23 protein-coding genes are annotated in these 24,439 nt (G+C 52.2%); 15 read left to right on the top strand and 8 right to left on the bottom strand.

Annotation, left to right across the window (positions count from 1 at the left end; all coding sequences use genetic code 11):
* The first annotated feature begins 445 nt into the window (after window positions 1–445).
* Both AB4K05_RS13995 and mdtD read left to right on the top strand, forming a co-directional pair.
* Window positions 446–1,150 carry a FadR/GntR family transcriptional regulator gene (locus AB4K05_RS13995; RefSeq protein ID WP_368480552.1) on the top strand — a complete coding sequence of 235 codons (705 nt, stop codon included), beginning with the start codon at window positions 446–448 and terminating at the stop codon, window positions 1,148–1,150.
* Window positions 1,151–1,160: 10 nt separating this feature from the next.
* On the top strand, window positions 1,161–2,552 hold the full coding sequence (mdtD, locus tag AB4K05_RS13990; protein ID WP_368480551.1) for a multidrug transporter subunit MdtD: 1,392 nt from the start codon (window positions 1,161–1,163) through the stop codon (window positions 2,550–2,552).
* Window positions 2,553–2,554: 2 nt separating this feature from the next.
* Here mdtD and rbsR read toward each other — a convergent pair whose 3' ends face one another.
* The 7 genes from rbsR to kup all read right to left on the bottom strand — a co-directional run bounded on the left by rbsR (window position 2,555) and on the right by kup (window position 10,459).
* On the bottom strand, window positions 2,555–3,547 hold the full coding sequence (rbsR, locus tag AB4K05_RS13985) for a ribose operon transcriptional repressor RbsR (RefSeq protein WP_368480550.1): 993 nt from the start codon (window positions 3,545–3,547) through the stop codon (window positions 2,555–2,557).
* Between the two features lie 3 nt (window positions 3,548–3,550).
* Window positions 3,551–4,480: a ribokinase gene (gene rbsK, locus AB4K05_RS13980; protein ID WP_368480549.1), complete on the bottom strand. Its 930-nt coding sequence runs from the start codon at window positions 4,478–4,480 to the stop codon at window positions 3,551–3,553.
* A 115-nt stretch (window positions 4,481–4,595) separates the two neighbouring features.
* Window positions 4,596–5,486: a ribose ABC transporter substrate-binding protein RbsB gene (gene rbsB / locus AB4K05_RS13975; protein ID WP_368480548.1), complete on the bottom strand. Its 891-nt coding sequence runs from the start codon at window positions 5,484–5,486 to the stop codon at window positions 4,596–4,598.
* Between the two features lie 27 nt (window positions 5,487–5,513).
* A complete protein-coding gene (gene rbsC / locus AB4K05_RS13970; protein ID WP_052284556.1) occupies window positions 5,514–6,479 on the bottom strand; it encodes a ribose ABC transporter permease in 966 nt (321 codons plus the stop codon).
* Window positions 6,480–6,484: 5 nt separating this feature from the next.
* Window positions 6,485–7,990: a ribose ABC transporter ATP-binding protein RbsA gene (rbsA, locus tag AB4K05_RS13965; protein WP_368480547.1), complete on the bottom strand. Its 1,506-nt coding sequence runs from the start codon at window positions 7,988–7,990 to the stop codon at window positions 6,485–6,487.
* Between the two features lie 7 nt (window positions 7,991–7,997).
* Window positions 7,998–8,417 carry a D-ribose pyranase gene (gene rbsD, locus AB4K05_RS13960; RefSeq protein ID WP_368480546.1) on the bottom strand — a complete coding sequence of 140 codons (420 nt, stop codon included), beginning with the start codon at window positions 8,415–8,417 and terminating at the stop codon, window positions 7,998–8,000.
* A gap of 173 nt (window positions 8,418–8,590) precedes the next feature.
* The gene (gene kup / locus AB4K05_RS13955; protein ID WP_368480545.1) at window positions 8,591–10,459 is read right to left on the bottom strand and encodes a low affinity potassium transporter Kup; all 1,869 of its coding nucleotides are present in this window, start codon (window positions 10,457–10,459) and stop codon (window positions 8,591–8,593) included.
* 218 nt (window positions 10,460–10,677) lie between these two features.
* Here kup and ravA point away from each other — a divergent pair, with 218 nt between their 5' ends.
* Window positions 10,678–12,177 (top strand): ATPase RavA, encoded by a 1,500-nt coding sequence (gene ravA, locus AB4K05_RS13950; protein ID WP_368480544.1) that lies wholly within the window; start codon window positions 10,678–10,680, stop codon window positions 12,175–12,177.
* Entirely contained in the window at window positions 12,171–13,622 is a 1,452-nt protein-coding gene (viaA, locus tag AB4K05_RS13945; protein WP_368480543.1) for an ATPase RavA stimulator ViaA, read from the top strand. The genes ravA and viaA overlap by 7 nt, the downstream gene beginning before the upstream one ends.
* 7 nt (window positions 13,623–13,629) lie before the next feature.
* Here viaA and asnA read toward each other — a convergent pair whose 3' ends face one another.
* Window positions 13,630–14,622: an aspartate--ammonia ligase gene (gene asnA, locus AB4K05_RS13940; protein ID WP_368480542.1), complete on the bottom strand. Its 993-nt coding sequence runs from the start codon at window positions 14,620–14,622 to the stop codon at window positions 13,630–13,632.
* A gap of 151 nt (window positions 14,623–14,773) precedes the next feature.
* Between asnA and asnC the strand changes: the two genes are divergently transcribed.
* From asnC to atpG, 11 genes are all read left to right on the top strand, one after another.
* On the top strand, window positions 14,774–15,232 hold the full coding sequence (gene asnC, locus AB4K05_RS13935) for a transcriptional regulator AsnC (protein ID WP_062776627.1): 459 nt from the start codon (window positions 14,774–14,776) through the stop codon (window positions 15,230–15,232).
* A gap of 88 nt (window positions 15,233–15,320) precedes the next feature.
* A complete protein-coding gene (gene mioC / locus AB4K05_RS13930; RefSeq protein WP_368480541.1) occupies window positions 15,321–15,770 on the top strand; it encodes an FMN-binding protein MioC in 450 nt (149 codons plus the stop codon).
* Between the two features lie 373 nt (window positions 15,771–16,143).
* Complete coding sequence (gene mnmG / locus AB4K05_RS13925; protein WP_368480540.1) at window positions 16,144–18,033, top strand: tRNA uridine-5-carboxymethylaminomethyl(34) synthesis enzyme MnmG; 1,890 nt, start codon at window positions 16,144–16,146, stop codon at window positions 18,031–18,033.
* 103 nt (window positions 18,034–18,136) lie between these two features.
* Window positions 18,137–18,760, top strand: a complete 624-nt coding sequence (gene rsmG, locus AB4K05_RS13920) for a 16S rRNA (guanine(527)-N(7))-methyltransferase RsmG (protein WP_368480539.1) — start codon at window positions 18,137–18,139, stop codon at window positions 18,758–18,760.
* Window positions 18,761–19,374: 614 nt separating this feature from the next.
* On the top strand, window positions 19,375–19,755 hold the full coding sequence (atpI, locus tag AB4K05_RS13915) for a F0F1 ATP synthase subunit I (protein ID WP_052284567.1): 381 nt from the start codon (window positions 19,375–19,377) through the stop codon (window positions 19,753–19,755).
* Window positions 19,756–19,763: 8 nt separating this feature from the next.
* Complete coding sequence (gene atpB, locus AB4K05_RS13910; protein WP_368480538.1) at window positions 19,764–20,579, top strand: F0F1 ATP synthase subunit A; 816 nt, start codon at window positions 19,764–19,766, stop codon at window positions 20,577–20,579.
* 46 nt (window positions 20,580–20,625) lie between these two features.
* Entirely contained in the window at window positions 20,626–20,865 is a 240-nt protein-coding gene (gene atpE / locus AB4K05_RS13905; protein ID WP_000429386.1) for a F0F1 ATP synthase subunit C, read from the top strand.
* A 66-nt stretch (window positions 20,866–20,931) separates the two neighbouring features.
* Window positions 20,932–21,402 (top strand): F0F1 ATP synthase subunit B, encoded by a 471-nt coding sequence (gene atpF / locus AB4K05_RS13900; protein ID WP_368480537.1) that lies wholly within the window; start codon window positions 20,932–20,934, stop codon window positions 21,400–21,402.
* A 14-nt stretch (window positions 21,403–21,416) separates the two neighbouring features.
* Window positions 21,417–21,950, top strand: a complete 534-nt coding sequence (gene atpH / locus AB4K05_RS13895; RefSeq protein WP_368480536.1) for a F0F1 ATP synthase subunit delta — start codon at window positions 21,417–21,419, stop codon at window positions 21,948–21,950.
* 12 nt (window positions 21,951–21,962) lie between these two features.
* Window positions 21,963–23,504, top strand: a complete 1,542-nt coding sequence (gene atpA / locus AB4K05_RS13890) for a F0F1 ATP synthase subunit alpha (protein ID WP_035893616.1) — start codon at window positions 21,963–21,965, stop codon at window positions 23,502–23,504.
* 50 nt (window positions 23,505–23,554) lie between these two features.
* On the top strand, window positions 23,555–24,418 hold the full coding sequence (gene atpG / locus AB4K05_RS13885) for a F0F1 ATP synthase subunit gamma (RefSeq protein WP_368480535.1): 864 nt from the start codon (window positions 23,555–23,557) through the stop codon (window positions 24,416–24,418).
* Window positions 24,419–24,439: the final 21 nt, after the last annotated feature.

Genomic DNA, 24,439 nt, shown 5'->3' with positions numbered 1-24,439 from the left:
ACGTATGTTCACTCAAGAGACTTGGTATTCATTTAGCGTCTTGCGACGTTTAAGAATCCGTATCTTCGAGTGCCCACACAGATTGTCTGATAAATTGTTAAAGAGCAGTGCAACACGGCTTTCGCTCACTGTTGCGAGGTGGCGTATATTACGCTTTCCTCTTTCAGAGTCAAGCGTTTAATTTCGCTTTTCTCTGCCGAGATTCTCAGGAGAGCCTCGCTGACCCGGCGGCTTGTTTGCCGTTGTTCCGTCTCAGTGGGGCCGCATTATAGGGAGTTTATTATTCCTGACAAGAGGAAATTTGAATTATTTTATCGCTCGCTAACTTTTTCACCAGTTTGCTTATGAATACAGCGTAAAAAGCCCGTTCTGCTGTTTTTACCACCGATCCAGCACGTCAAATGGCATACTAAAGATAGAAAGATAAATAATAGGAATGGCCTTTATGTCTCTAAATGCACAGCAACTCGCAGCTCAAAAGAATATCTCTTGGGTTTTGGCTGAAAAAATAGCCCAGAAGATATTAACCGGTGAGTATCCACCGGAAAGCATTCTCCCCGGCGAAATGGAGTTAGGTGAGATCTTCGGCGTCAGTCGCACCGCCGTTCGCGAAGCAGTAAAAACCCTTTCAGCAAAAGGCATGCTCCTTCCGCGTCCTCGCATTGGCACTCGCGTAATGCCACAGGCGCACTGGAACTTCCTTGATACCGATCTGATCTCTTGGTGGCTCACCACCGATAATTTCCAATCCGTCATGAAGCATTTCTTAGTGCTACGCCGTAGCCTAGAACCACAGGCGTGTATGCTGGCCGCGACGCTGGGCACCGCCGAGCAGAAGGCGCATCTGAATACATTAATGGAAGAGATGGCCCAACTGGAAAAAGAGTTCGATCGTGAACGCTGGATAGATGTCGATACTTCTTGGCATGAGCACATCTATGAAATGAGCGCCAATCCCTTCCTGACCTCATTTGCGAAACTCTTTCACTCCGTTTACCACATCTATTTCACGTCTATTACCGAAAATGAAGTGATTGAACTGGAAAGCCACCAAGCCATTGTCGATGCGATTCTGGCAGGAGATGGCCAGCAGGCTCTCATTGCTTGCCAGGCTTTACTCAACGCACCGCATATCCGTGCGGCCGTCTAGAGGACAACGAATGAGTGAATTAAAAGCGCGGAGTATGGCAGGCCTCCCTTGGATAGCTGCCATGGCCTTCTTTATGCAAGCGCTAGACGCCACCATTCTGAATACCGCGCTCCCCGCGATCGCACACAGCCTCAACCGCTCCCCGCTGGCGATGCAATCCGCCATTATCAGTTATACCCTCACCGTAGCGATGCTGATCCCGGTGAGCGGCTGGCTGGCCGACCGTTTTGGCACCCGGCGCATCTTTATGCTGGCCGTTAGCCTTTTCACCTTAGGCTCCCTTGCCTGCGCGCTGTCGACCTCATTATCTGAGCTGGTCATCTTCCGCATTATTCAGGGGGTAGGCGGCGCGATGATGATGCCCGTCGCTCGCCTAGCATTACTGCGCGCTTACCCACGAAGCGAACTGCTACCGGTTCTTAACTTCGTTACCATGCCGGGGCTGATAGGCCCAATTTTAGGGCCGGTACTTGGCGGCGTATTTGTTACTTGGGCCACCTGGCATTGGATCTTCCTTATCAACATCCCTATTGGTGTTGCCGGGTTACTGTACGCCCGCAAATATATGCCGAACTTCACCACGCCGAAACGGCGCTTCGATTTCTCCGGTTTTCTCCTATTTGGTTCAAGCTTAGTGCTGTTCTCTATTGGGATGGAACTGTTAGGTGAGCAGATTGTGGCGGGATGGATTGCGTTGATGGTGGTGCTGTTCAGTCTTCTTCTATTACTGGCGTATATCCGCCACGCCCGCAACCACCCGACGCCGCTGATCTCGCTGTCATTATTTAAAACCCGCACCTTCTCCGTCGGCATCGCTGGTAATTTGGCTACCCGCCTGGGCACCGGCTGCGTGCCGTTCCTTATGCCGCTGATGTTACAGGTGGGCTTTGGCTACCCGGCGCTGATTGCCGGCTGCATGATGGCACCAACGGCCATCGGCTCAATCGTGGCGAAATCCACCGTCACTCAGGTGCTGCGTCGGTTAGGCTATCGGAAAACGCTGGTCTGCGTAACGCTGTTTATCGGCGTAATGATTGCACAGTTTGCGCTACAGTCACCGGGATTACCGGTGTGGCTGCTGATCCTGCCGCTATTTGTACTGGGGATGGCGATGTCCACGCAGTTCACCTCCATGAACACCATTACGCTGGCGGATTTAACCGACGACAACGCCAGCGGCGGTAACAGCCTGTTGGCCGTAACGCAGCAGTTGTCTATCAGTCTTGGCGTGGCGATCAGCGCCGCAGTGCTGCGGTCATATCAAAGTCTAGAAGGGGCGACCACTATCGATCAGTTCCACTATACCTTTATCACCATGGGCATTATTACGGTTATCTCCGCATTTATGTTCATGCTGTTAAAAGCCAAAGATGGTCGGAATCTCATTAAGGAAAAGCACTAGCCCTATACTGAACCGCGAATCACCAGCTCGGGCGTCAGCTGCATCCGCTGCTGTTTCTGTCCGGGCTGGGCGATACGATGAATCAAGACATCAATTGCCAGCTCGCCAAGCTCATCTTTAGGCTGATGGATAGTAGTCAGCGGCGGCGTCATATAGCGAGCCAGTTCAATATCGTCATAACCGATAACCGCCATGTCATCCGGAATGCGTAGTCCGGCCAGATACAGCGCCTGATAAGCCCCTACCGCCATCGCATCGTTACCGACAAATACCGCATCCGGACGAACAGGGTGAGCCAGCAACTGCTGCATAGCATCCAAACCACCGCCAAACTCAAAGTTACTGGTGATCTCATAGCCATCAGGAATAGGAAGTTGCGCATTATGCATCGCTTCCCGATACCCTTCCAGGCGCAGGCGAGCTGGGGTTTTATCCAAAGGCCCAGCAATGCAGGCAATACGGGAATAGCCCCGCTCGATTAAATAACGCGTTGCCATATCGCCGCCAAGCAGCGAGTTATCCTGAATTAGGTCGCTGTCGCCGTCGAACGGCGCCCAGTCCATCATTACGGACGGTATAGAAGGGTAGCGTTGCATGATTTCCAGCGATGGCTGGTGCGTCTCGGTGCACAGCAGCAGCAGTCCATCAACGCGCTTTTGCATCAGCGTTTCAAGGTTGCGGTTCATTCGCTGTTCGTCACCTTCGGTATTGCACAGCACCAAGCTGTAGCCACGCTCAAAGCAGCTGCGCTCAACGCCGCGAACCAGTTCAGAGTAGAACGGGTTAGTACTGGCAGTGATAAGCATACCGATGGTACGGGTCTGATTGAGCTTGAGGCTACGCGCCAAAGCGGAGGGCGCGTAGTTTAGCTGTTTAATCGCCGCATTAACTTTTTCGGTAATGGCATCGCTGACAAACCGGTCTTTATTAATGACGTGAGAAACCGTTGAGGTGGAAACGCCCGCCTGGCGAGCAACATCCTTCATCGTGGCCAAGCGTTACCCCTGTTGACGTAGAAATTCATCGATCTCTTTACGCCACGGAACGGAAGGCTGCGCGCCTTTGCGTGTCACGGCGATCGCCGCCGCCGCATGCGCAAAACGCAGTGCATCAGGCAACGGTGTATTTTCCAGCAGTGCTGTCATCAGCGCACCGTTAAAGGTGTCACCAGCAGCGATGGTATCAATGGCCTGAACTTTAAAGCCCGGAACACGACGCCCTTCGCCTTTAACGCTCGCCCACACGCCACGGCTACCGAGGGTAATAATGACGGTATCAATGCCCTTCGCATGCAGAACCTGCGCAGCTTTCGCGGCGTCATCATCGTTTTCAACCCGCACGCCGGTCAGCTTCTCAGCTTCCGTTTCATTCGGGGTAATGATATCCACCAGCGACAATAGCGCATCCGGCAACTCGCGCGCCGGAGCCGGGTTTAATACCACGGTAGTCTGGTTCTGGTGGGCAATCTGCGCGGCCAGCAACACGCTGTCCAGCGGGGATTCTAGCTGCATCAGCAGCGCATCGGCTTGTGCAATACGTTCGCGCTGAGCTTCAACTAAGGTCGTAGAAAGCGCAGCATTGGCACCCGCATGAATACCAATCACGTTTTCGCCTTCTCCGTTGACGAAAATGAGTGCCACGCCGGTCGACTCATCGGCAACGGCGCTTACGGGTGCAACATCAATGCGGTCAACCTGCAGCTGTTTACGAATGCGTTCGCCAATATCGTCAGCGCCGGTACAGGCGATAAACGCAATATCTGCGCCGCTACGTCCGGCGGCCACCGCCTGATTAGCACCTTTGCCGCCAAAGGCGACCTGATAATGGCTACCGGTGACCGTTTCGCCAGGCGTCGGGAATGATTCAAGATTAAGAATATGATCGGCGTTGATGCTGCCAAGGACGACGAGTTTGCCTGCGGTTTTCATTTTCAGAGTGTCCGGTAAGATGCGCCACCGAACCGAGAGATCCGGTGGCGCGTGCCCTGCTTTTCTTTGTAGATTTGTCCCTCAGGCTATGAATGCCTGAATCGCATCCGCGTTATTACTGCTTGATTACCAGCTTCAGGTCAACAGGATATTTTGCCTGTACCTTTTCGCCTTTCAGTACTTTGTCAGCGGTTTCAACACCTTTGGCGCCAATCTGGTCAGGCAGCTGGGCGATAGTTGCCGACAGTTTGCCATCATTTACCGCTTTTTCACCGTCTGGTGTACCGTCAAAACCGACCACCATCACATCAGATTTACCGGCAGTTTGCAGTGCACGCAGCGCACCCAGCGCCATTTCGTCGTTCTGAGCAAATACCGCTTTCACATCTGGATGTGCAGTCAGCAGGTTCTGCATGACGTTCAGACCCTTAGTACGGTCGAAGTCTGCCGGCTGGCTCGCCAGAACGTTAAATTTGTGGGCTGCCACAGCCTGCTGGAAACCTTCACCGCGCTCACGCGCAGCGGACGTCCCGGCAATGCCCTGCAGTTCGATAACTTTCGCGCCTTCGCCTTCTTTCTTCGCGATGTAATCGCCGGCGATTTTGCCGCCCAGTACGTTGTCGGAAGCGATGTGGCTGACGACTTCGCCTTTAGAGGCTACGCGGTCAAGGGTAATAACCGGGATTTTCGCCTGGTTTGCCATCTTGATGGCGTTACCCACAGCATCGGAATCAGTTGGGTTAATCAGCAGGATTTTGGTGCCGCGAACCGTTAAGTCCTGAACGTTAGCCAGCTCTTTCGCCGGGTTGTTCTGTGAGTCCAGAACCACCAAGTTATAACCCAGTTTATCGGCTTCTTTCTGCGCGCCATCCTTCAGAGAAACGAAGAACGGGTTGTTCAGGGTAGAGATAACCAAGGCAATGGTATCTTTCGCCATCGCGTTCGCACTGACGGTGGCGCTCAGCGCAACCACGGAAACCAGGGTAGCCAGTTTTTTCATGTTCATATCTAAGATGTCCTGTAGTGTCGTTAGTTACTGCTTTTTGTTGTCCACCAGCACCGCCAGCAAAATCACGACTGCTTTAACGATCATCTGGTAATAAGAAGAAACACCTAACAAGTTCAAACCGTTATTCAGAAAACCAAGGATCAGCGCACCGATAAGTGTGCCGACGATACGACCCTTACCGCCTGCCAGACTGGTACCGCCCAGCACGACCGCCGCGATAGCATCCAGCTCATAGCCAGTACCCGCAGTCGGCTGTGCCGAGGAGAGGCGCGCAACTTCAATAATACCCGCCAACGCCGACAGTAACCCGCACAGAGAGTAGACGATAATTTTGACTTTATTGACGCTGATGCCGGAGAGGCGGGTTGCCGCTTCGTTACCGCCCAACGCATAAATATAACGACCCAGACGGGTGTGATGCAGCATGTACCAAGCGGCGAGGAAGACAATCCCCATGATCCACACCGGCGTTGGGATACCCAGCGGACGACCAATACCGAACCAGCCAAATACGTCGGCATTATCGGTAAACCCAGTATTCACCGGGCTGCCGTTGGTATACACCATCGTCACCCCGCGCAGCAGCAGCATCATCACCAAGGTGGCGATAAACGCCTGCACACGCCCTTTAGCAACAATAACGCCGGTAACGGCCCCGATTGCGGCACCTAATGCGAGTGCGGCAGCAACCGCCACCAGCGCATTGACTTCGATACCCACAATCGACGCGGCGACCGCGCCGGTCAACGCCAGCAAAGAACCGACGGACAGGTCGATCCCCGACGTTAAAATGACCAGCGTCATCCCGACCGCCATGATCGCATTCACGGAGGTTTGCTGCAGGATGTTGAACAGGTTATTGACGGTAAAAAAGTTCGGGCTCATGGTCGACACAACCGCTATCAGCACCAGCAGGGCAATTAGCGATTTTTGCTCCAGCAGCCATGCTTTAGTGAAATAGCGGCGACCTGCCACAGACTGGGTTGTCATCTTTTTTACTCCTGGTTCACGCGGTTAAGCTTGCCCACTGCGGCAGCCATTAATACTTCTTGGGTGGCCTGCTCGCGTGAAAACTCACCGCCGAGATGCCCTTCATGCATCACAATAATGCGATCGCTCATCCCCAGAACTTCTGGCATCTCGGAAGAGACCAGAATGATGCTCAGGCCGTCGGCCTTGAACTGGTTGATCAGCTGATAAATCTCTTTCTTGGCGCCAACATCCACACCGCGCGTCGGCTCGTCGAGGATCAGCACTTTAGGCCGAGTCATCAGGCCACGCGCGATAGCCACCTTCTGTTGGTTACCGCCGGATAACAGGCCAATAGCCTGCTCCATTGATGGCGTTTTGACATTGAACAAACGGATAAAGTCACTCACCGCCTGCTGTTCATCTTTATGCTTCAGGCTACCGCCAGAGCGGCTGAAATAGCGCAGTGCGGTCAGCGACATGTTCTCTTTCACCGACATACCCAGCACGAGGCCATCACGTTTACGGTCTTCGGAGATATACACAATGCCGTTCGCCAGGCCGTCTTGCGGAGAGCGCGTGACCACTTCGTGGCCGTCGAGTGTGACGTAACCGCTGGCACGCGGCAGCGCACCGTACAGCACCTTCATCAATTCGGTGCGCCCAGCGCCCATCAGTCCGGCCACGCCGAGGATTTCACCTTTGCGCAAGGTAAAGGAGACGTTATTCACGCCCGGTCCGCACAGCGCATCAACCTTCAGGCGGATGTCGCCCGGTTCTTTATCCAAATGCGGGTACTGATCTTCCAGCTTGCGCCCCACCATCATTTCAATCAGCCGATCTTCATCAAGGCTCGCCACTTCACGCTCGGCAATAAACTGCCCGTCGCGGAACACAGTGACGTCGTCGCAGATTTCAAAGATCTCTTTCATACGATGGGAGATATAAACAATGCCGCGCCCCTGCGATTTCAGCTCGCGGATGACGCGGAACAGAGATTCGGTTTCGGTATCGGTCAGGGCGTCGGTCGGTTCATCCATAATAATGACCTTCGACTCGAAGCTCAGCACCTTGGCAATCTCTACCATCTGCTGATCGCCGATGGAGAGTTCCCCCACCAGACGATCGCTCTTAAAGCGCAGATTCAGTTTTGCCAGTAAAACGTCGGCTTCGGCGTACATCCGTTTCCAGTCGATTTTGCCAAAGCGATTCACAAACTCACGGCCAAGGAAAATGTTCTCGGCAATGGTCAGTTGGGGGATCAGGTTCAGCTCTTGGTGGATGATGCCGATGCCGGCTTCCTGGGAGGATTTTGGGCCAGTGAAGGTAGTTTCTTTTCCCAGCCATAATAGTGAACCGGCGTCGCGGGCATAGATCCCGGTCAGCACTTTCATCATGGTGGACTTACCCGCGCCGTTTTCGCCCACCAGCGCCATTACGCGCCCAGAATAGACATTCAACGCCGCGCCGGAGAGCGCCTTCACGCCAGGGAACGCTTTATCGATCCCTTTGAGTTGTAAGAGTGCGTCCATGGTGGCCTCAGAAAGTGACGCCAGCACAGAGAATGATATTCGCATACGGGGAACATTCCCCGCTGCGAATCACCGCCTGACTGTCTGCGGTTTGTTGTTTGAACTGCTCATGTGAGACGTAACGAACGTCAATGCAATTTCCCTGGTGTTGTTGCAGCTGCTCAATATGCTTGAGCAACGTTTCGTGGAGCTGCGGATTATGTTGTTGAATTTCCGTCGCGAGAATGGCGGCCTCGACCTGCATCTCCTGAGTCACTACGTCCAGCACCTGCATAAAGGTAGGAACGCCTTGGGTGAGCGCCATATCAATGCGCGCAGTGCTATGGGGAATAGGTAAACCCGCATCGCACACCACCAGCGTATCCGTATGGCCTAGGCGAGAGATGACCGATGAGATTTCAGAGTTGAGTACCGTGCCTTTCTTCATTTGTTTTCTTGCTCCACTAGCGAAACGTTTCGCTGCATTAAGTTTAGTCCGAAGCATGCACAGAAAACCATCACCAGGTTATAGAAATGTGATCGCCATCGAAACGTTTCGCAAAGCAAAATTTCGGGATAAAAAAACGCCTTCCGTCAAAATGAGGGAAGGCGTTGTTAATTTTAGATTTCGACCTGGGTTCCCAGCTCGATAACCCTGTTAGGCGGGATCTCAAACTGATCCGGTGCGCGCAGCGCGTTACGCTGCAGCAGCAGATACAGTTTTCCGCGCAGACGCAGGTACCACGGGCGTTTACCGACAATCAACGATTCGTGCGACATAAAGAATGATGTTTCCATCATCCGGCAGCTTAAGCCTTCAAGACCACAGCGGTGGAACACCTCTTCCACATTTGGCGTTTCGCGCCAGCCGTAGCTTGCCACCACACGCCAGAAGGTTGGCGAAAGTTGCTCAATCTGGACGCGACGAACGTTGTGGACGTACGGTGCATCTTCGGTACGCAGCGTCAGCAGAATAACGCGGTCATGTAGCACCTTGTTATGCTTGAGGTTATGCAGCATGGCAAACGGAATGACATTGAGCGCACGAGACATGTATACGGCGGTACCCGGTACGCGAACCGGCGGCGATTTCTCCAGCGAGGCGATCATCGCTTCTAGAGAATTGCCGTGCTCATGCATACGGCGCAGCAGGCGGAAACGCTCGCTTTTCCAAGTGGTCATGATGGTGAACATCACCAGACCCAGCGTCAGCGGCAGCCAGCCACCGGAGACAATTTTGTCGAGGTTGGCTGAGAATAGCGGGATGTCGATGCACATAAAGCCTACCAGCAGTAGCCCAACAACCAACTTGTTCCAGTGCCAGTTTTTACGCGCCACCGTGCTGAATAGGATCGTGGTCAGCACCATCGTGCCAGTCACCGCAATACCGTAAGCCGCCGCCAGATTTGAGGAGTGCTCAAAGCTGACAATCACGATAACAACGGAAATATAGAGCAGCCAGTTGATGAACGGTATGTAGATCTGACCGGACTCCATTTCCGAGGTGTGAATAATGCGCATTGGGGACAAATACCCCAGACGTACGGCCTGACGAGTCAGCGAGAAGACCCCGGAAATAACCGCTTGAGAAGCGATAACCGTCGCCAAGGCGGCGAGAATCAGCATAGGGATCAGTGCCCAATCAGGCGCCAACAGGAAGAACGGGTTCTTAATCGCTTCCGGATGCTTGAGCAGCAGTGCACCCTGACCAAAGTAGTTCAGCACCAGCGATGGCAGCACCACCGAGAACCAAGCCAGACGAATCGGCAGCTTGCCAAAGTGCCCCATGTCGGCGTACAGCGCTTCAACCCCAGTAATCGACAGCACCACCGCGCCCAGCGCAACAAACGAAACCGTTTTGTATTCGAGGAAGAAGTGAACTGCCCAATAAGGGTTTAACGCCTGCAATACTTCCGGGTTAGCGATGATACTGCGCGCGCCCAACACCGCCAGCAGTAGGAACCAGATAAGCATAATCGGCGCGAAGAGTTTGCCGACCATGCTGGTACCGTGTTTTTGGATAGCAAACAGCAGCGTCAGAACAATAATAGAGATGGGGACAACCCAAGTTTCGAGATCGGGTGCGATAATTTCCAGCCCTTCAATCGCCGACATCACCGATATCGCCGGGGTGATGACCACTTCACCATAGAAGAAGCTGCCGCCGATAAGTCCCAGAATGACCAAGATCGACGTCGTTTTCGCAGATGTGTTACGGCCCGCCAAAGACATCAGCGTCAGGATCCCACCTTCACCGGCGTTATCCGCGCGCATCACGAAAGTGATGTATTTCAGCGAGACGGTTAAAATCAGCAGCCAGAAAATAAGCGACAAAAAGCCAAAGACGGCATCACGTTCGACACCAAAACCAAACTGACCGGACAAGCATTCACGAAGCGTATAAAGAGGGCTGGTACCGATATCGCCGTATACCACGCCAATTGCAGCGAGTGTAATCGCTGATAAAGATTGTTTATTATCAGTGCTCATAGACTAGTCTTTCGTTTATAAAACAAATGTGTGCCTAGTCCCTTGGCCCACTAAAAGCGCACAGTATGCACGATTAACGTCAAAATCGTACCCCTTAATTGCGTCATCTTAACCTGCCTCAATAAAAGGCGAGGTTCTTTCAGGCTATTCACCGCCAGACTTAAGCGTCTATACTCAGCCAGTTAGCTGATTACATGGCGAAAGGACGCAGGTTAATTATGGCCCAACCACATTTATTAGCAGAAAGAATTTCGCGGTTAAGCGGCGCGCTGGAAAAAGGGTTATTTGAACGTAGCCATGCCATTCGCCTGTGCCTTCTGGCAGCATTGAGCGGCGAGAGTGTCTTCTTACTGGGTCCACCTGGCATTGCCAAAAGCCTGATTGCCCGCCGTCTAAAATTCGCCTTTCAGCACGCCCGGGCATTTGAATATCTGATGACCCGCTTTTCCACGCCGGAAGAGGTGTTTGGGCCGCTATCAATTCAGGCCTTGAAAGATGAAGGACGCTACGAGCGCCTCACTGCGGGATATTTACCGGAAGCGGAAATCGTCTTTCTTGATGAAATCTGGAAAGCGGGGCCGGCCATCCTCAATACCTTGCTGACGGCAATTAACGAACGTCACTTCCGCAACGGTGCGAGCGTCGAAAAAATCCCCATGCGCCTGTTGGTCACGGCATCTAACGAACTGCCGGAAGCGGAAAGCAGTCTTGAAGCGCTATATGACCGTATGCTTATCCGCCTTTGGCTCGACAAAGTGCAGGATAAGGGAAACTTCCGCTCCATGCTGATAAGCCAGCAGGATGAAAACGACAACCCAATCCCTGCGAATCTACAGGTCACTGATGACGAATACTTCCAGTGGCAGAAGGATATCGGCAACATCAAGCTGCCTGATTCGGTATTTGAGCTTGTCTTCACCCTGCGTCAGCAGCTGGATAATCTGCCTAATGCGCCTTATGTTTCCGATAGACGCTGGAAGAAAGCGATTAGATTACTCCAGGCATGCGCCTTCTTCAGCGGTCGCGACGCGATAGCGCCTATCGATCTTATCTTGCTAAAAGAGTGTCTCTGGCATGACGCTGAAAGCCGGAATTTACTGCAGCAACAAATAGATATTTTGATGACCGGGCACGCGTGGCAGCAGCAGGCCATGCTCAATAAGCTGGGTACCATCACTCAGCAGCGCTTGCAGTTGCAACAACAGCAAAGCGACAAAACGGCGCTTAAGGTCACCCGACTGGGCGGCATGTTCAGCCGTAAGCCGCACTACGAACTTCCGCCAGAGGTCCAGTCGCCAACGGTGACGCTGCTATTACAAAAGCCTCTCAAGCTGCACGATATTGAAGTCATTCACATTACTTTTGAACGCCAAGCGCTAGAAAACTGGTTGGAGAAAGGGGGTGAAATTCGTGGAAAACTCAATGGCATCGGTTTTGCTCTGACGCTAAATATGGAAGTCGATACATCTTTGCATCTGGTCGTGCGTGACGTCAGCCTGCAGGGATCCCGCCTGTCGCAGCCTGGCAGCAGTACGCCCGAGAATATGCCGACCGAAATCCGTCAGCAGCTTACCGCCCTTGATGAAGAGTGGCATCAGCAGCACAATCGCTTTAGCGAGCAGCAAAAATGCCTGTTTGTGAGCGAAGAATGGTTAGGGCGTATTGAAGCCAGCCTGCAGGACGTCGCCGTGCAGATCAAACAGGCACAACAATGCTAACCGTTGATACGCTAAACATTATGCTGGCGGTCAGCGAAGAGGGAATGATCGAAGAGATGATCATCGCTCTACTGGCCTCGCCGCAGTTGGCTATCTTCTTTGAAAAGTTTCCCCGCTTAAAAAGCGCCATCACCGAAGATCTCCCGCGATGGCGCGAGACGTTTAGAAACCGCCTGAAGGGCGCACCGATTCCCCAAGAACTGGAAGAAGAGGTCATCTGCTACCAGCAAGCCCAACTGTTATCGACGAGCCAGTTTATCGTTCAGTTGCCGCAGATTCAGGCGCTGTTAAAACGAGTACAGTCCCCATTTTACGCTCAGGCTCAACAGCTTATCGCCAACAACTCGACCTTTACACCCGCCCTGCACACACTGTTTCTTCAGCGCTGGCGCTTGAGCCTTGTCGTACAGGTGACGTCGATTAACCAGCAATTGCTGGAAGAAGAGCGGGAGCAGCTGCTCAGCGAAGTGCAGGAGCGCATGACCCTGAGTGGGCAGCTTGAGCCGGTGCTGGTGGAGAACGATAGCGCAGGTGGGCGACTATGGGACATGAGCGCCGGACAGCTTAACCGCGGTGACTACCAGCTCATTGTGAAATACGGTGAATTTCTCAGCCAGCAGCCGGAGTTGATGCGCTTGGCCGAGCAGCTAGGGCGTTCACGCGAAGCCAAATCGGTGCCGAAGAAAGATGCGCCAATGGAAACATTCCGTACGCTGGTGCGAGAGCCATCGACCGTACCAGAACAGGTTGATGGTATTCAGCAAAGCGACGATATTCTGCGCCTTTTGCCGCCTGAATTGGCAACTCTTGGCATCACCGAGTTGGAATATGAGTTTTATCGCCGGCTGGTGGAAAAGCAGCTGTTGACCTACCGTCTTCACGGCGATGCTTGGCATGAAAAGGTGACCGAGCGGCCGGTGGTCCATCAAGATGAGGACGAACAGCCCCGCGGACCCTTTATTGTCTGCGTGGACACGTCTGGTTCGATGGGCGGCTTTAATGAACAGTGCGCCAAGGCCTTTTGCCTCGCGCTGATGCGCGTTGCGCTGGCGGACGGCCGTCGCTGCTATATTATGCTGTTCTCGAGTGAAGTGGTGCGCTACGAACTCACCAGTCCGCAGGGCCTGGAGCAGGCCATTCGTTTTTTGAGCCAACGTTTTCGCGGCGGCACCGACATGGCAAGCTGTTTTCGCGCCATTATTGAGCATCTGCAAAACCCGCAGTGGCAGGATGCCGACGCGGTGGTCATTTCAGATTTTATCGCCCAGCGACTGCCGGATGAAGTGGTGAAAAAGGTGGGCGATCTGCAGCATAAGTACCAGCATCGTTTTCATGCCGTCGCGATGTCTGCACATGGCAAACCCGGGATCATGCGCATTTTCGATCATATCTGGCGCTTTGATACCGGGCTAAGAAGCCGCCTGCTAAGACGCTGGCGGCAGTAGTTGTTGGTTACAGAAGTGAAGAGACGCTTTCACGAACCTGTGTAGGCCACACACCGCATTGCACCTGACCGATATGTGAAAGCTGCAGCAGCAGCATCGTCAGACGTGACTGACCGATCCCTCCGCCGATAGTTTGCGGCATCTCGCCGCGCAGCAGAGCCTGGTGCCATTCCAGCTGCAGACGATCTTCATCCCCGGTCAACTGAAGCTGATGTTTCAGCGCTTTGGCATCCACGCGGATCCCCATTGAGGAAAGTTCAAAAGCATCTTCCAATACCGGGTTCCATACCAAAATATCCCCGTTGAGGCCCGCGAACCCGGAAGTTGATTGTGTGCTCCAGTCATCATAGTCCGGCGCACGAACATCGTGGCGCTGACCGTCAGACAATTTACCACCGATACCGATAAGGAACACTGCGCCCAGCTCTTTGGCTATTGCGCGCTCGCGGCCTTTTGCATCGAGGCCAGGGTAGCGGCTCAGCAAGGTTTCGCTATGAACGAATTGGATTTGTTCTGGCAGGAACGGCGTCAAACCAAACTCTTTGCTCACAGCAGTTTCTGTTTCTTTTATTCCCGCCCAGATATCTTTGACGGTGCTTTCTAATGTGCCGGTGTGACGTTCGTCATCACCCATTACGCGTTCCCAGTCCCACTGGTCAACGTAAACGGAGTGAATGGCAGTCAGTCGGTCTTCATCGGGGCGAAGGGCTTTCATGTGCGTGTATAGCCCTTCGCCCGCGCTGAAGTCGTGTTGTCCCAGCGTTTGACGCTTCCATTTTGCCAACGAATGAACCACTTCAAACTGGGCATCTGGCAGCGTTTTCACTTTTACCTGAACCGCCTTCTCGCAACCCGACAAGTTATCCTGCGTCCCATCGCCTACGCGGCTTAAGATCGGCGCCTGAACTTCTACGAGTCCTAGCTTCTCTTCCAACTGACGAGAAAAATGGGATTTTACGAAACTAATCTGGCGTTGTTTTGCGATGTAAGCGGTTTTCATTTTTATTACCCCTGTGTCCTGTTGCCATTGATTAAGCAACAAAACAGGCCGTCAATACAATAATCAAACAATAAAAAGCCTTACTCACTTTTGATTCGTCAAAATAAAGAGCTAAAATAGGACCAATCGTTAATCATCATAAGAAAAACCAATGGAAAATTATCAAATCGACAATCTGGATCGCGGCATCCTTGACGCCTTGATGGCTAATGCCCGTACCGCTTATGCCGAATTGGCTAAACAATTCTCCGTTAGCCCCGGTACTATTCACGTTCGCGTAGAGAAAATGAAGCAGGCCGGGATCATCACCGGTGCGCATGTTGACGTCAGTCCAAAACAGCTTGGCTATGATGTCGGTTGCTTTATTGGCATCATTTTAAAGAGTGCAAAAGACTATCCTTCCGCGCTGGCACGGCTGGAAAGTCTGGATGAAGTTACCGAGGCGTACTACACAACCGGCCACTACAGCATCTTTATTAAGGTTATGTGCAAATCGATAGATGCCCTTCAGCAGGTACTTATCAACAAGATCCAAACAATCGATGAAATTCAGTCCACCGAAACATTGATCGTCCTGCAGAACCCGATCATGCGTACCATCAAGCCGTGATCGGCTTTTTTAATCCCACATTTTTCCACAGGTAGATCCCAGCTCGTTCACAGCGTACAATGCGCCTTCTCTATAAAGGTGGGCGAGCATGGCAGATATCACTCTTATCAGCGGTAGTACCCTCGGCAGTGCGGAATATGTTGCAGAGCATCTGGCTGAAAAACTCGAAGACGCCGGTTTTTCCAGCGAACTGCTGCACGGTCCGATGTTGGATGATCTTCCTGTTGAAGGGATCTGGCTTGTTGTCAGCTCTACGCACGGTGCAGGAGATATTCCTGACAACCTGCTGCCTTTATATGAAGCATTACGCGAGCAGAAACCCGATCTTTCGCAGGTACGCTTTGGCGCAATCGGGATCGGCAGCCGTGAGTACGACACATTCTGTGGCGCTATCGACAAGCTGGAAGCTGAATTGAAGGCGTGCGGCGCCAAACAGATTGGCGAAATCCTTAAGATTAATGTGCTCGAACATGAGATTCCTGAGGATCCGGCCGAAGTTTGGGTGGAATCGTGGCATCTTTTGCTCAGAGATTTGTAAAGATCGCATTTAATTCTGTGGATAAGTCTGGTTAAAAGCTTGGATCAACCGGTAGTTATCCAAAGAATAACTCTTGGTTAGTTTTTGCCCTGTGCATAACCCTCCATTTTGATCCCAGCTTATACGGCGCAGGATCACCGATCATTCACAGCTAACGATCCTTCTTAAGCGGTTGATCTTAAAAACAGGATCGGACTTATCCACCGATATCGTCGATCCTAATAACAGATCACAATAGAACAGATCTCTAAATAAAAAGATCTTCTTTTTAATACTCAAGATCCGAACCCTTTCTCCATCGACTAAAGTTGAGTAGAATCCACGGCCCGGACTTCAATCCATTTTCACACCGCTTTACGCGAGGCAAATCACCATGTTTTATCAGGATCCTTTTGACGTCATCATCATTGGCGGGGGTCATGCAGGCACTGAGGCCGCGATGGCCGCAGCGCGAATGGGTCAACAGACTCTGCTTTTGACACACAATATCGACACCCTGGGGCAGATGAGCTGCAACCCGGCGATTGGCGGCATTGGGAAAGGACACCTGGTAAAAGAAGTGGATGCGCTTGGCGGCCTGATGGCAACCGCTATCGACCATGCGGGCATTCAGTTTAGGATACTAAACGCCAGCAAAGGCCCAGCGGTTCGTGCCACTCGAGCTCAGGCAGATCGCGTGCTCTATCGCCAGGCTGTGCGCACCGCACTGGAGAACCAGCCGAACCTGATGATCTTCCAGCAGGCGGTTGAAGATCTGATTGTCGAGAACGATCGTGTTGTCGGTGCCGTAACTCAAATGGGTCTGAAATTCCGCGCGAAAGCGGTTGTTTTGACCGTGGGAACTTTCCTCGACGGTAAAATTCATATTGGTCTGGATAACTACAGCGGTGGCCGTGCTGGCGATCCGCCATCCATCCCACTGTCCCGTCGTCTTCGTGAACTGCCGCTGCGCGTCAGTCGTCTGAAAACCGGGACTCCGCCGCGTATTGACGCGCGTACTATCGATTTCAGCGTACTGGGTCAGCAAAATAGCGATAATCCGCTGCCGGTCTTCTCATTCTTGGGCAAAGCCTCTCAGCACCCACGCCAGATGCCGTGCTACGTCACGCATACCAATGAGAAAACCCATGAGGTGATCCGCAATAACCTCGATCGTAGCCCGATGTACGCTGGCGTGATCGAAGGGATCGGCCCACGCTATTGCCCGTCGATCGAAGATAAAGTGATGCGCTTTGCCGACAGGAATCAGCATCAGGTCTTCCTCGAGCCGGAAGGTCTGACATCCAATGAAATTTATCCGAACGGCATTTCCACCAGCCTGCCGTTTGATGTGCAGATGCAAATTGTCCGCTCCATGGAGGGGATGGAAAACGCCCGTATCGTTCGCCCAGGCTATGCAATTGAGTACGACTTCTTCGATCCCCGTGACCTGAAGCTGACGCTTGAAAGCAAGTATATTCACGGCCTGTTCTTTGCCGGGCAGATCAACGGTACAACCGGTTATGAAGAAGCCGCAGCTCAAGGGATGCTGGCTGGTCTGAACGCCGCTCGCCTGTCTGCTGAGAAAGAAGGCTGGGCACCGCGTCGCGATCAGGCTTACCTTGGCGTGCTGGTGGACGATCTGTGTACCCTTGGTACCAAAGAACCGTACCGCATGTTCACTTCTCGCGCTGAATACCGTTTGATGCTGCGTGAAGACAACGCCGATCTGCGTCTGACTGAAATCGGCCGCGAGCTGGGTCTGGTGGATGACGTTCGCTGGGCACGTTTCAATGAGAAGCTGGAAAATATTGAACGTGAGCGTCAGCGTCTGAAATCTACCTGGGTTTCACCATCGGCAGAAACTGCAGCAGAAGTGAATGCTCACCTGAGTGCTCCGCTGTCGCGGGAAGCTAGCGGTGAAGACCTGCTGCGTCGTCCTGAATTAACCTACAAGCAGCTGACAACGCTGACTCCGTTCACCCCGGCGCTGGAAGATGCGCAGGCGGCAGAACAGGTTGAAATTCAGGTGAAATACGAAGGCTATATCGCGCGTCAGCAAGATGAGATAGAAAAACAGCAGCGCAACGAAAACACCTTGCTGCCTGCAACGTTGGACTACCGCCAGGTTAATGGTTTATCCAACGAAGTGATCGCCAAACTTAACGATCACAAACCGTCTTCTATCGGTCAGGCGTCGCGCATTTCTGGGATCACCCCTGCGGCGATCTCCATTCTGCTGGTGTGGCTGAAAAAACAGGGTCTGCTGCGCCGCAGCGCCTGATTAAACGAATAATGCCCGGTGGCGCAGTGCTTACCGGGCCTACACTGTAGGCCGGAAAAGGCGCAGCCGCCGTCCGGCAAATTATCGCCAACAGGTATTATCCGTGCTCAATAAATTATCTCGTCTGCTGAATGAAGCAGGAATTTCCCTTTCCGATCACCAGAAAAATCAGCTTGTCGGCTACGTCGATATGCTGAACAAGTGGAATAAAGCCTACAACCTGACCTCCGTTCGCGATCCCAACGAAATGCTGATTAGACACATTCTGGACAGCATCGTGGTTGCACCGTCGCTGAAAGGTGAACGCTTTATCGACGTCGGTACCGGCCCTGGATTGCCGGGTATTCCGCTTTCTATCGTGCGTCCTGATGCACATTTCACCCTGCTGGATAGCTTGGGCAAGCGCGTACGCTTCCTGCGCCAGGTGCAGCATGAGCTGAAACTCACCAACATCACGCCGGTTCAAAGCCGCGTTGAAGATTTCCCGGCTGAACCGCCATTTGATGGCGTAATCAGTCGTGCCTTTGCCTCGCTGACCGATATGGTGAACTGGTGCCATCATCTGCTGGGAGAAGCAGGGCGCTTTTATGCTTTGAAAGGCGTGCTGCCAGAAGATGAAATTGCGCAGCTTCCTGCACAATTTAGCGTGGAGTCGGTGGTTGAACTGCAGGTTCCGCACCTGGAAGGGGAGCGTCATTTGGTGATTATTAAGCCAAATAAAAGTTAATTTTTATCAAAAAAAGTAGAAAAAAAATGCAGGTCGCTGTGTTAAAAAATGACGAAATAAAAGCGTCATTGGCCTGCTGAATTTAACTCATGCTTAACTTTGTTGTATCTTGGCGCTAACGAAGCTTTTTTTGTTAAGGATTTAAATAGTTAACAAGGAAAATATCAGCCTGCTAAAAGTCAGCGCTATCACCACTTAGACATGTTAATAGAATATTAAAAATGTCAATGGATGGTTTTGATTCTGTATCGGCGTGTTTTTAAAAGAGTGGGCAATTTTGGCCTTATATATCAAAATGATGGGAAGCCATCTTTTGCGAAGTTCATTCAGAAGCTTAGCGCTAATATGTTCAATCTGTGATCAACGGCACGCTTTGCAACCACTGTTTTCGCTGCTTTTGCACTTTTTTACGATCGGTCACATTTTTACAAAAAGTAGAAAAAGAGCCCTAATGAAAAATATTTAAATATTTATTCACCTTTTGGCTACTTATTGTTTGAATTCACGGGGCGTCACCGTATAATTTGACCGCTTTTTGATGCTTGACTCTGAGCTTTAAAGAACGTTTTATACGACACGCGGCATACCTCAAAGGGAGCAGGAGTTAAAACGTGATGTCTATGTCGCTCGTGAGTCGAAACGTTGCTCGTAAGCTTCTGTTCATTCAGCTTCTGGCAGTAATAGCAAGTGGATTGCTGTTCAGCCTAAAAGACCCCTTCTGGGGCATCTCCGCCGCGTGTGGAGGCTTGGCAGTGTTACTGCCTAATATGTTGTTTATGATTTTTGCCTGGCGTCATCAGGCGCATACACCCGCTAAAGGCCGAGTCGCCTGGACGTTCGCCTTCGGGGAAGCGTTCAAGGTGCTAGCGATGTTGGTGTTGCTGATAGTGGCGCTGGCGGTTTTAAAAGCGGTATTCTTGCCGCTGATCGTGACATGGATTTTGGTGCTAGTGGTTCAGATACTGGCGCCCGCTGTAATTAACAACAAAGGGTAAAAGGCATCATGGCTTCTGAAAATATGACGCCGCAGGAATACATAGGTCATCACCTGAATAACCTTCAGCTTGATCTGCGTACTTTCTCGCTGGTAGATCCGCATAACCCCCCAGCCACCTTCTGGACGCTCAATATTGACTCCATGTTCTTCTCGGTGGTGCTGGGTCTGTTGTTCCTGCTTACGTTCCGTAGCGTTGCCAAAAAAGCGACCAGCGGCGTGCCAGGTAAATTTCAGACCGCGATTGAGATGGTAATCGGCTTCGTTCATGGCAGTGTCAAAGACATGTACCATGGCAAAAGCAAGGTTATCGCTCCGCTTGCCCTGACGGTTTTCGTCTGGGTCTTCCTGATGAACCTGATGGACTTACTGCCTATCGACCTGCTGCCGTATATTGCTGAGCATATACTGGGCCTGCCGGCGCTTCGCGTGGTTCCGTCTGCGGATGCAAACATCACCCTGTCGATGGCACTGGGCGTGTTTATCCTGATTTTGTTCTACAGCATCAAAATGAAAGGCATCGGTGGCTTCGCTAAAGAGTTGACGCTGCAGCCGTTCAATCACTGGGCATTTATTCCTATCAACCTAATCCTTGAAGGGGTAAGCCTGCTGTCCAAACCGATTTCACTCGGTCTGCGACTGTTCGGCAACATGTATGCCGGTGAGCTGATTTTCATTCTGATTGCTGGTCTGTTGCCGTGGTGGTCACAGTGGATTCTGAATGTGCCGTGGGCCATTTTCCACATCCTGATTATTACGCTGCAAGCCTTCATCTTCATGGTTCTGACGATCGTCTATCTGTCGATGGCGTCTGAAGAGCATTAATTTACCAACACTACTACGTTTTAACTGAAACAAACTGGAGACTGTCATGGAAAACCTGAATATGGATCTGCTGTACATGGCTGCCGCTGTGATGATGGGTCTGGCGGCAATCGGTGCTGCGATCGGTATCGGCATCCTCGGGGGCAAATTCCTGGAAGGCGCAGCGCGTCAACCGGATCTGATTCCTCTGCTGCGTACTCAGTTCTTTATCGTTATGGGTCTGGTGGATGCTATCCCTATGATCGCTGTAGGTCTGGGTCTGTACGTGATGTTCGCTGTCGCGTAGTAAGCGTTGCTTTGAATTAAGTAAGAGCAATATCAGAACGTTAACTAGATAAAGAGGCATTGTGCTGTGAATCTTAACGCAACAATCCTCGGCCAGGCCATCGCGTTTGTCCTCTTCGTTCTGTTCTGCATGAAATACGTATGGCCGCCATTAATGGCAGCCATCGAAAAACGTCAAAAAGAAATTGCTGACGGTCTTTCTTCTGCAGAACGAGCTAAAAAGGATTTGGACCTTGCACAGGCCAATGCGACCGACCAGCTGAAAAAAGCGAAAGCGGAAGCCCAGGTAATCATTGAGCAGGCGAATAAACGTCGCTCCCAGATCCTGGACGAAGTGAAAGCTGAAGCAGAACAGGAACGTAATAAAATCGTGGCACAGGCTCAGGCAGAAATCGACGCCGAGCGTAAACGTGCTCGCGAAGAACTGCGTAAGCAAGTTGCTATCCTGGCTGTTGCTGGCGCCGAGAAGATCATCGAACGTTCCGTGGATGAAGCTGCTAACAGCGACATCGTGGATAAACTTGTCGCTGAACTGTAAGGAGGGAGGGGCTGATGTCTGAATTTATTACGGTAGCTCGCCCCTACGCCAAAGCAGCTTTTGACTTTGCCGTCGAACACCAAAGCGTAGAGCACTGGCAGGATATGCTGGCATTTACCGCTGAAGTGACGAAGAACGAACAAATGGCAGAGCTTCTCTCTGGCGCGATGGCGCCAGAAACGCTTGCTAAGTCGTTTATCGCTGTCTGTGGTGAGCAACTGGACGAAAACGGTCAGAACCTGATTAAGGTGATGGCTGAAAATGGTCGTCTTAAGGTGCTCCCGGATGTTCTTGAGCAGTTCATTCACCTGCGCGCCGCGAGTGAGGCTACCTCTGAGGTAGACGTCATTTCCGCAACCGCATTGAGTGAAGAACAGCTTGCGAAGATCAGCGCCGCGATGGAAAAACGTCTGTCACGCAAAGTTAAGCTGAATTGCAAAATCGATAAGTCTGTAATGGCAGGTATTATCATCCGTGCGGGTGATATGGTCATTGATGGTAGCGTACGCGGCCGTCTTGATCGCCTTGCAGACGTCTTGCAGTCTTAAGGGGACTGGAGCATGCAACTGAATTCCACCGAAATCAGCGAACTGATCAAGCAGCGCATTGCTCAGTTCAGTGTTGTGAGTGAAGCTCACAACGAAGGTACTATTGTTTCTGTAAGTGACGGTGTTATCCGCATCCACGGCCTGGCCGATTGTATGCAGGGTGAAATGATTTCCCTGCCGGGTAACCGTTACGCTATCGCACTGAACCTGGAGCGCGACTCCGTAGGTGCAGTTGTGATGGGTCCGTACGCTGACCTTGCCGAAGGCATGACCGTCAAGTGTACTGGTCGTATCCTGGAAGTTCCGGTTGGCCGCGGCCTGCTGGGCCGTGTGGTTAACACCCTGGGTGCACCAATCGATGGTAAAGGCGCGCTGGACAACGACGGCTTCTCCGCCGTTGAAGCTATCGCTCCGGGCGTAATCGAACGTCAATCCGTAGATCAGCCAGTGCAGACTGGTTATAAGTCCGTTGATGCCATGATCCCAATCGGTCGTGGTCAGCGTGAACTGATCATCGGTGACCGTCAGACCGGTAAAACCGCGCTGGCAATCGACGCCATCATCAACCAACGTGATTCCGGCATCAAGTGCGTATACGTGGCTATCGGCCAGAAAGCGTCCACCATTTCTAACGTGGTACGTAAACTGGAAGAACACGGCGCGCTGGCTAACACCATCGTTGTTGTAGCAACCGCGTCTGAATCCGCTGCACTGCAATACCTGGCACCATATGCCGGTTGCGCAATGGGCGAATACTTCCGCGACCGCGGCGAAGATGCGCTGATCATTTATGATGACCTGTCTAAACAGGCCGTTGCTTACCGTCAGATTTCCCTGTTGCTCCGTCGTCCACCAGGTCGTGAAGCATTCCCTGGCGACGTATTCTACCTCCACTCCCGTCTGTTGGAGCGTGCTGCGCGTGTTAACGCCGAATACGTTGAAGCTTTCACCAAAGGTGAAGTTAAAGGGAAAACCGGCTCTCTGACCGCTCTGCCGATTATCGAAACGCAGGCAGGTGACGTTTCCGCATTCGTTCCGACCAACGTAATTTCCATTACCGATGGTCAGATCTTCCTGGAAACCAACCTGTTCAACGCCGGTATTCGTCCTGCGGTTAACCCGGGCATCTCCGTATCCCGTGTTGGTGGCGCAGCGCAGACCAAGATCATGAAAAAACTGTCCGGTGGTATCCGTACCGCTCTGGCACAGTATCGTGAACTGGCAGCGTTCTCCCAGTTCGCATCCGATCTTGACGATGCAACCCGTAAGCAGCTGGACCACGGTCAGAAAGTAACTGAACTGCTGAAACAGAAACAGTATGCGCCGATGTCTGTCGCGCAACAGTCTCTGGTTCTGTTCGCAGCAGAACGTGGTTATCTGGCGGATGTTGAACTGGCGAAAATCGGTAGCTTCGAAGCCGCTCTGCTGGCTTACGTCGACCGTGATCACGCTCCGTTGATGCAAGAGATCAACCAGTCCGGTGGCTATAACGACGAAATCGAAGGCAAGCTGAAAGGCATCCTCGATTCCTTCAAAGCAACCCAGTCCTGGTAAAGTCTAGCGGCCTGTCTTAGGGCAGGCCGTAAGGCATTGAGGAGAAGCTCATGGCCGGCGCAAAAGAGATACGTAGTAAGATCGCAAGCGTCCAGAACACGCAAAAGATCACTAAAGCGATGGAGATGGTCGCCGCTTCCAAAATGCGTAAATCGCAGGAGCGCATGGCGGCCAGCCGTCCTTATGCAGATACCATGCGCAAAGTGATTGGTCACCTGGCGAACGGTAATCTGGAATATAAGCACCCATACCTGGAAGAACGCGACGTTAAGCGCGTGGGCTACCTGGTGGTGTCTACCGACCGTGGTCTGTGCGGTGGCTTGAACATTAACCTGTTTAAGAAACTGCTGGCGGATATGAAGGCATGGTCCGAAAAAGGCGTTCAGTGCGACCTCGCAATGATCGGCTCTAAAGGCGTGTCCTTCTTTAACTCCGTTAAAGGCAACATTGTTGCTCAGGTCACCGGTATGGGTGATAAACCGGCCCTGTCCGAACTGATCGGTCCGGTAAAAGTGATGTTGCAGGCCTACGATGAAGGCCGTCTGGACAAGCTTTACGTTGTCAGCAACAAATTTATTAACACCATGTCTCAGACGCCAACCATTGTTCAACTGCTGCCGCTGCCGGCATCAGACGACGATGATTTGAAGCGTAAATCCTGGGATTACCTGTATGAACCAGACCCGAAAGCGCTGCTGGACACCCTGCTGCGTCGTTATGTCGAGTCTCAAGTTTATCAGGGCGTGGTAGAAAACCTGGCCAGCGAGCAGGCCGCACGTATGGTGGCGATGAAAGCCGCTACCGACAATGGCGGCAGCCTGATTAAAGAGCTGCAGTTGGTATACAACAAAGCTCGTCAGGCCAGCATTACTCAGGAACTCACCGAGATCGTCGGTGGTGCATCCGCGGTATAACCAGGTTAATTCGTAGAGGAT

This window comes from Kluyvera sp. STS39-E (assembly GCF_040932435.1).
GTDB lineage: Bacteria > Pseudomonadota > Gammaproteobacteria > Enterobacterales > Enterobacteriaceae > Kluyvera.
Note: the sequence above shows the minus strand (reverse complement) of the source record. Positions and strands in the feature narration are given on the sequence as shown.

Coding starts and splice junctions, on each gene's coding strand:
- atpE (WP_000429386.1), top strand. CDS start 20,626: ATGGAAAACCTGAATATGGATCTGCTGTACATGGCTGCCGCTGTGATG.
- atpI (WP_052284567.1), top strand. CDS start 19,375: ATGTCTATGTCGCTCGTGAGTCGAAACGTTGCTCGTAAGCTTCTGTTC.
- rbsB (WP_368480548.1), bottom strand. CDS start 5,486: ATGAACATGAAAAAACTGGCTACCCTGGTTTCCGTGGTTGCGCTGAGC.
- atpG (WP_368480535.1), top strand. CDS start 23,555: ATGGCCGGCGCAAAAGAGATACGTAGTAAGATCGCAAGCGTCCAGAAC.
- AB4K05_RS13995 (WP_368480552.1), top strand. CDS start 446: ATGTCTCTAAATGCACAGCAACTCGCAGCTCAAAAGAATATCTCTTGG.
- rbsK (WP_368480549.1), bottom strand. CDS start 4,480: ATGAAAACCGCAGGCAAACTCGTCGTCCTTGGCAGCATCAACGCCGAT.
- ravA (WP_368480544.1), top strand. CDS start 10,678: ATGGCCCAACCACATTTATTAGCAGAAAGAATTTCGCGGTTAAGCGGC.
- asnC (WP_062776627.1), top strand. CDS start 14,774: ATGGAAAATTATCAAATCGACAATCTGGATCGCGGCATCCTTGACGCC.
- mioC (WP_368480541.1), top strand. CDS start 15,321: ATGGCAGATATCACTCTTATCAGCGGTAGTACCCTCGGCAGTGCGGAA.
- rbsC (WP_052284556.1), bottom strand. CDS start 6,479: ATGACAACCCAGTCTGTGGCAGGTCGCCGCTATTTCACTAAAGCATGG.
- mnmG (WP_368480540.1), top strand. CDS start 16,144: ATGTTTTATCAGGATCCTTTTGACGTCATCATCATTGGCGGGGGTCAT.
- mdtD (WP_368480551.1), top strand. CDS start 1,161: ATGAGTGAATTAAAAGCGCGGAGTATGGCAGGCCTCCCTTGGATAGCT.
- rbsD (WP_368480546.1), bottom strand. CDS start 8,417: ATGAAGAAAGGCACGGTACTCAACTCTGAAATCTCATCGGTCATCTCT.
- asnA (WP_368480542.1), bottom strand. CDS start 14,622: ATGAAAACCGCTTACATCGCAAAACAACGCCAGATTAGTTTCGTAAAA.
- kup (WP_368480545.1), bottom strand. CDS start 10,459: ATGAGCACTGATAATAAACAATCTTTATCAGCGATTACACTCGCTGCA.
- atpB (WP_368480538.1), top strand. CDS start 19,764: ATGGCTTCTGAAAATATGACGCCGCAGGAATACATAGGTCATCACCTG.
- atpH (WP_368480536.1), top strand. CDS start 21,417: ATGTCTGAATTTATTACGGTAGCTCGCCCCTACGCCAAAGCAGCTTTT.
- rbsA (WP_368480547.1), bottom strand. CDS start 7,990: ATGGACGCACTCTTACAACTCAAAGGGATCGATAAAGCGTTCCCTGGC.
- atpA (WP_035893616.1), top strand. CDS start 21,963: ATGCAACTGAATTCCACCGAAATCAGCGAACTGATCAAGCAGCGCATT.
- viaA (WP_368480543.1), top strand. CDS start 12,171: ATGCTAACCGTTGATACGCTAAACATTATGCTGGCGGTCAGCGAAGAG.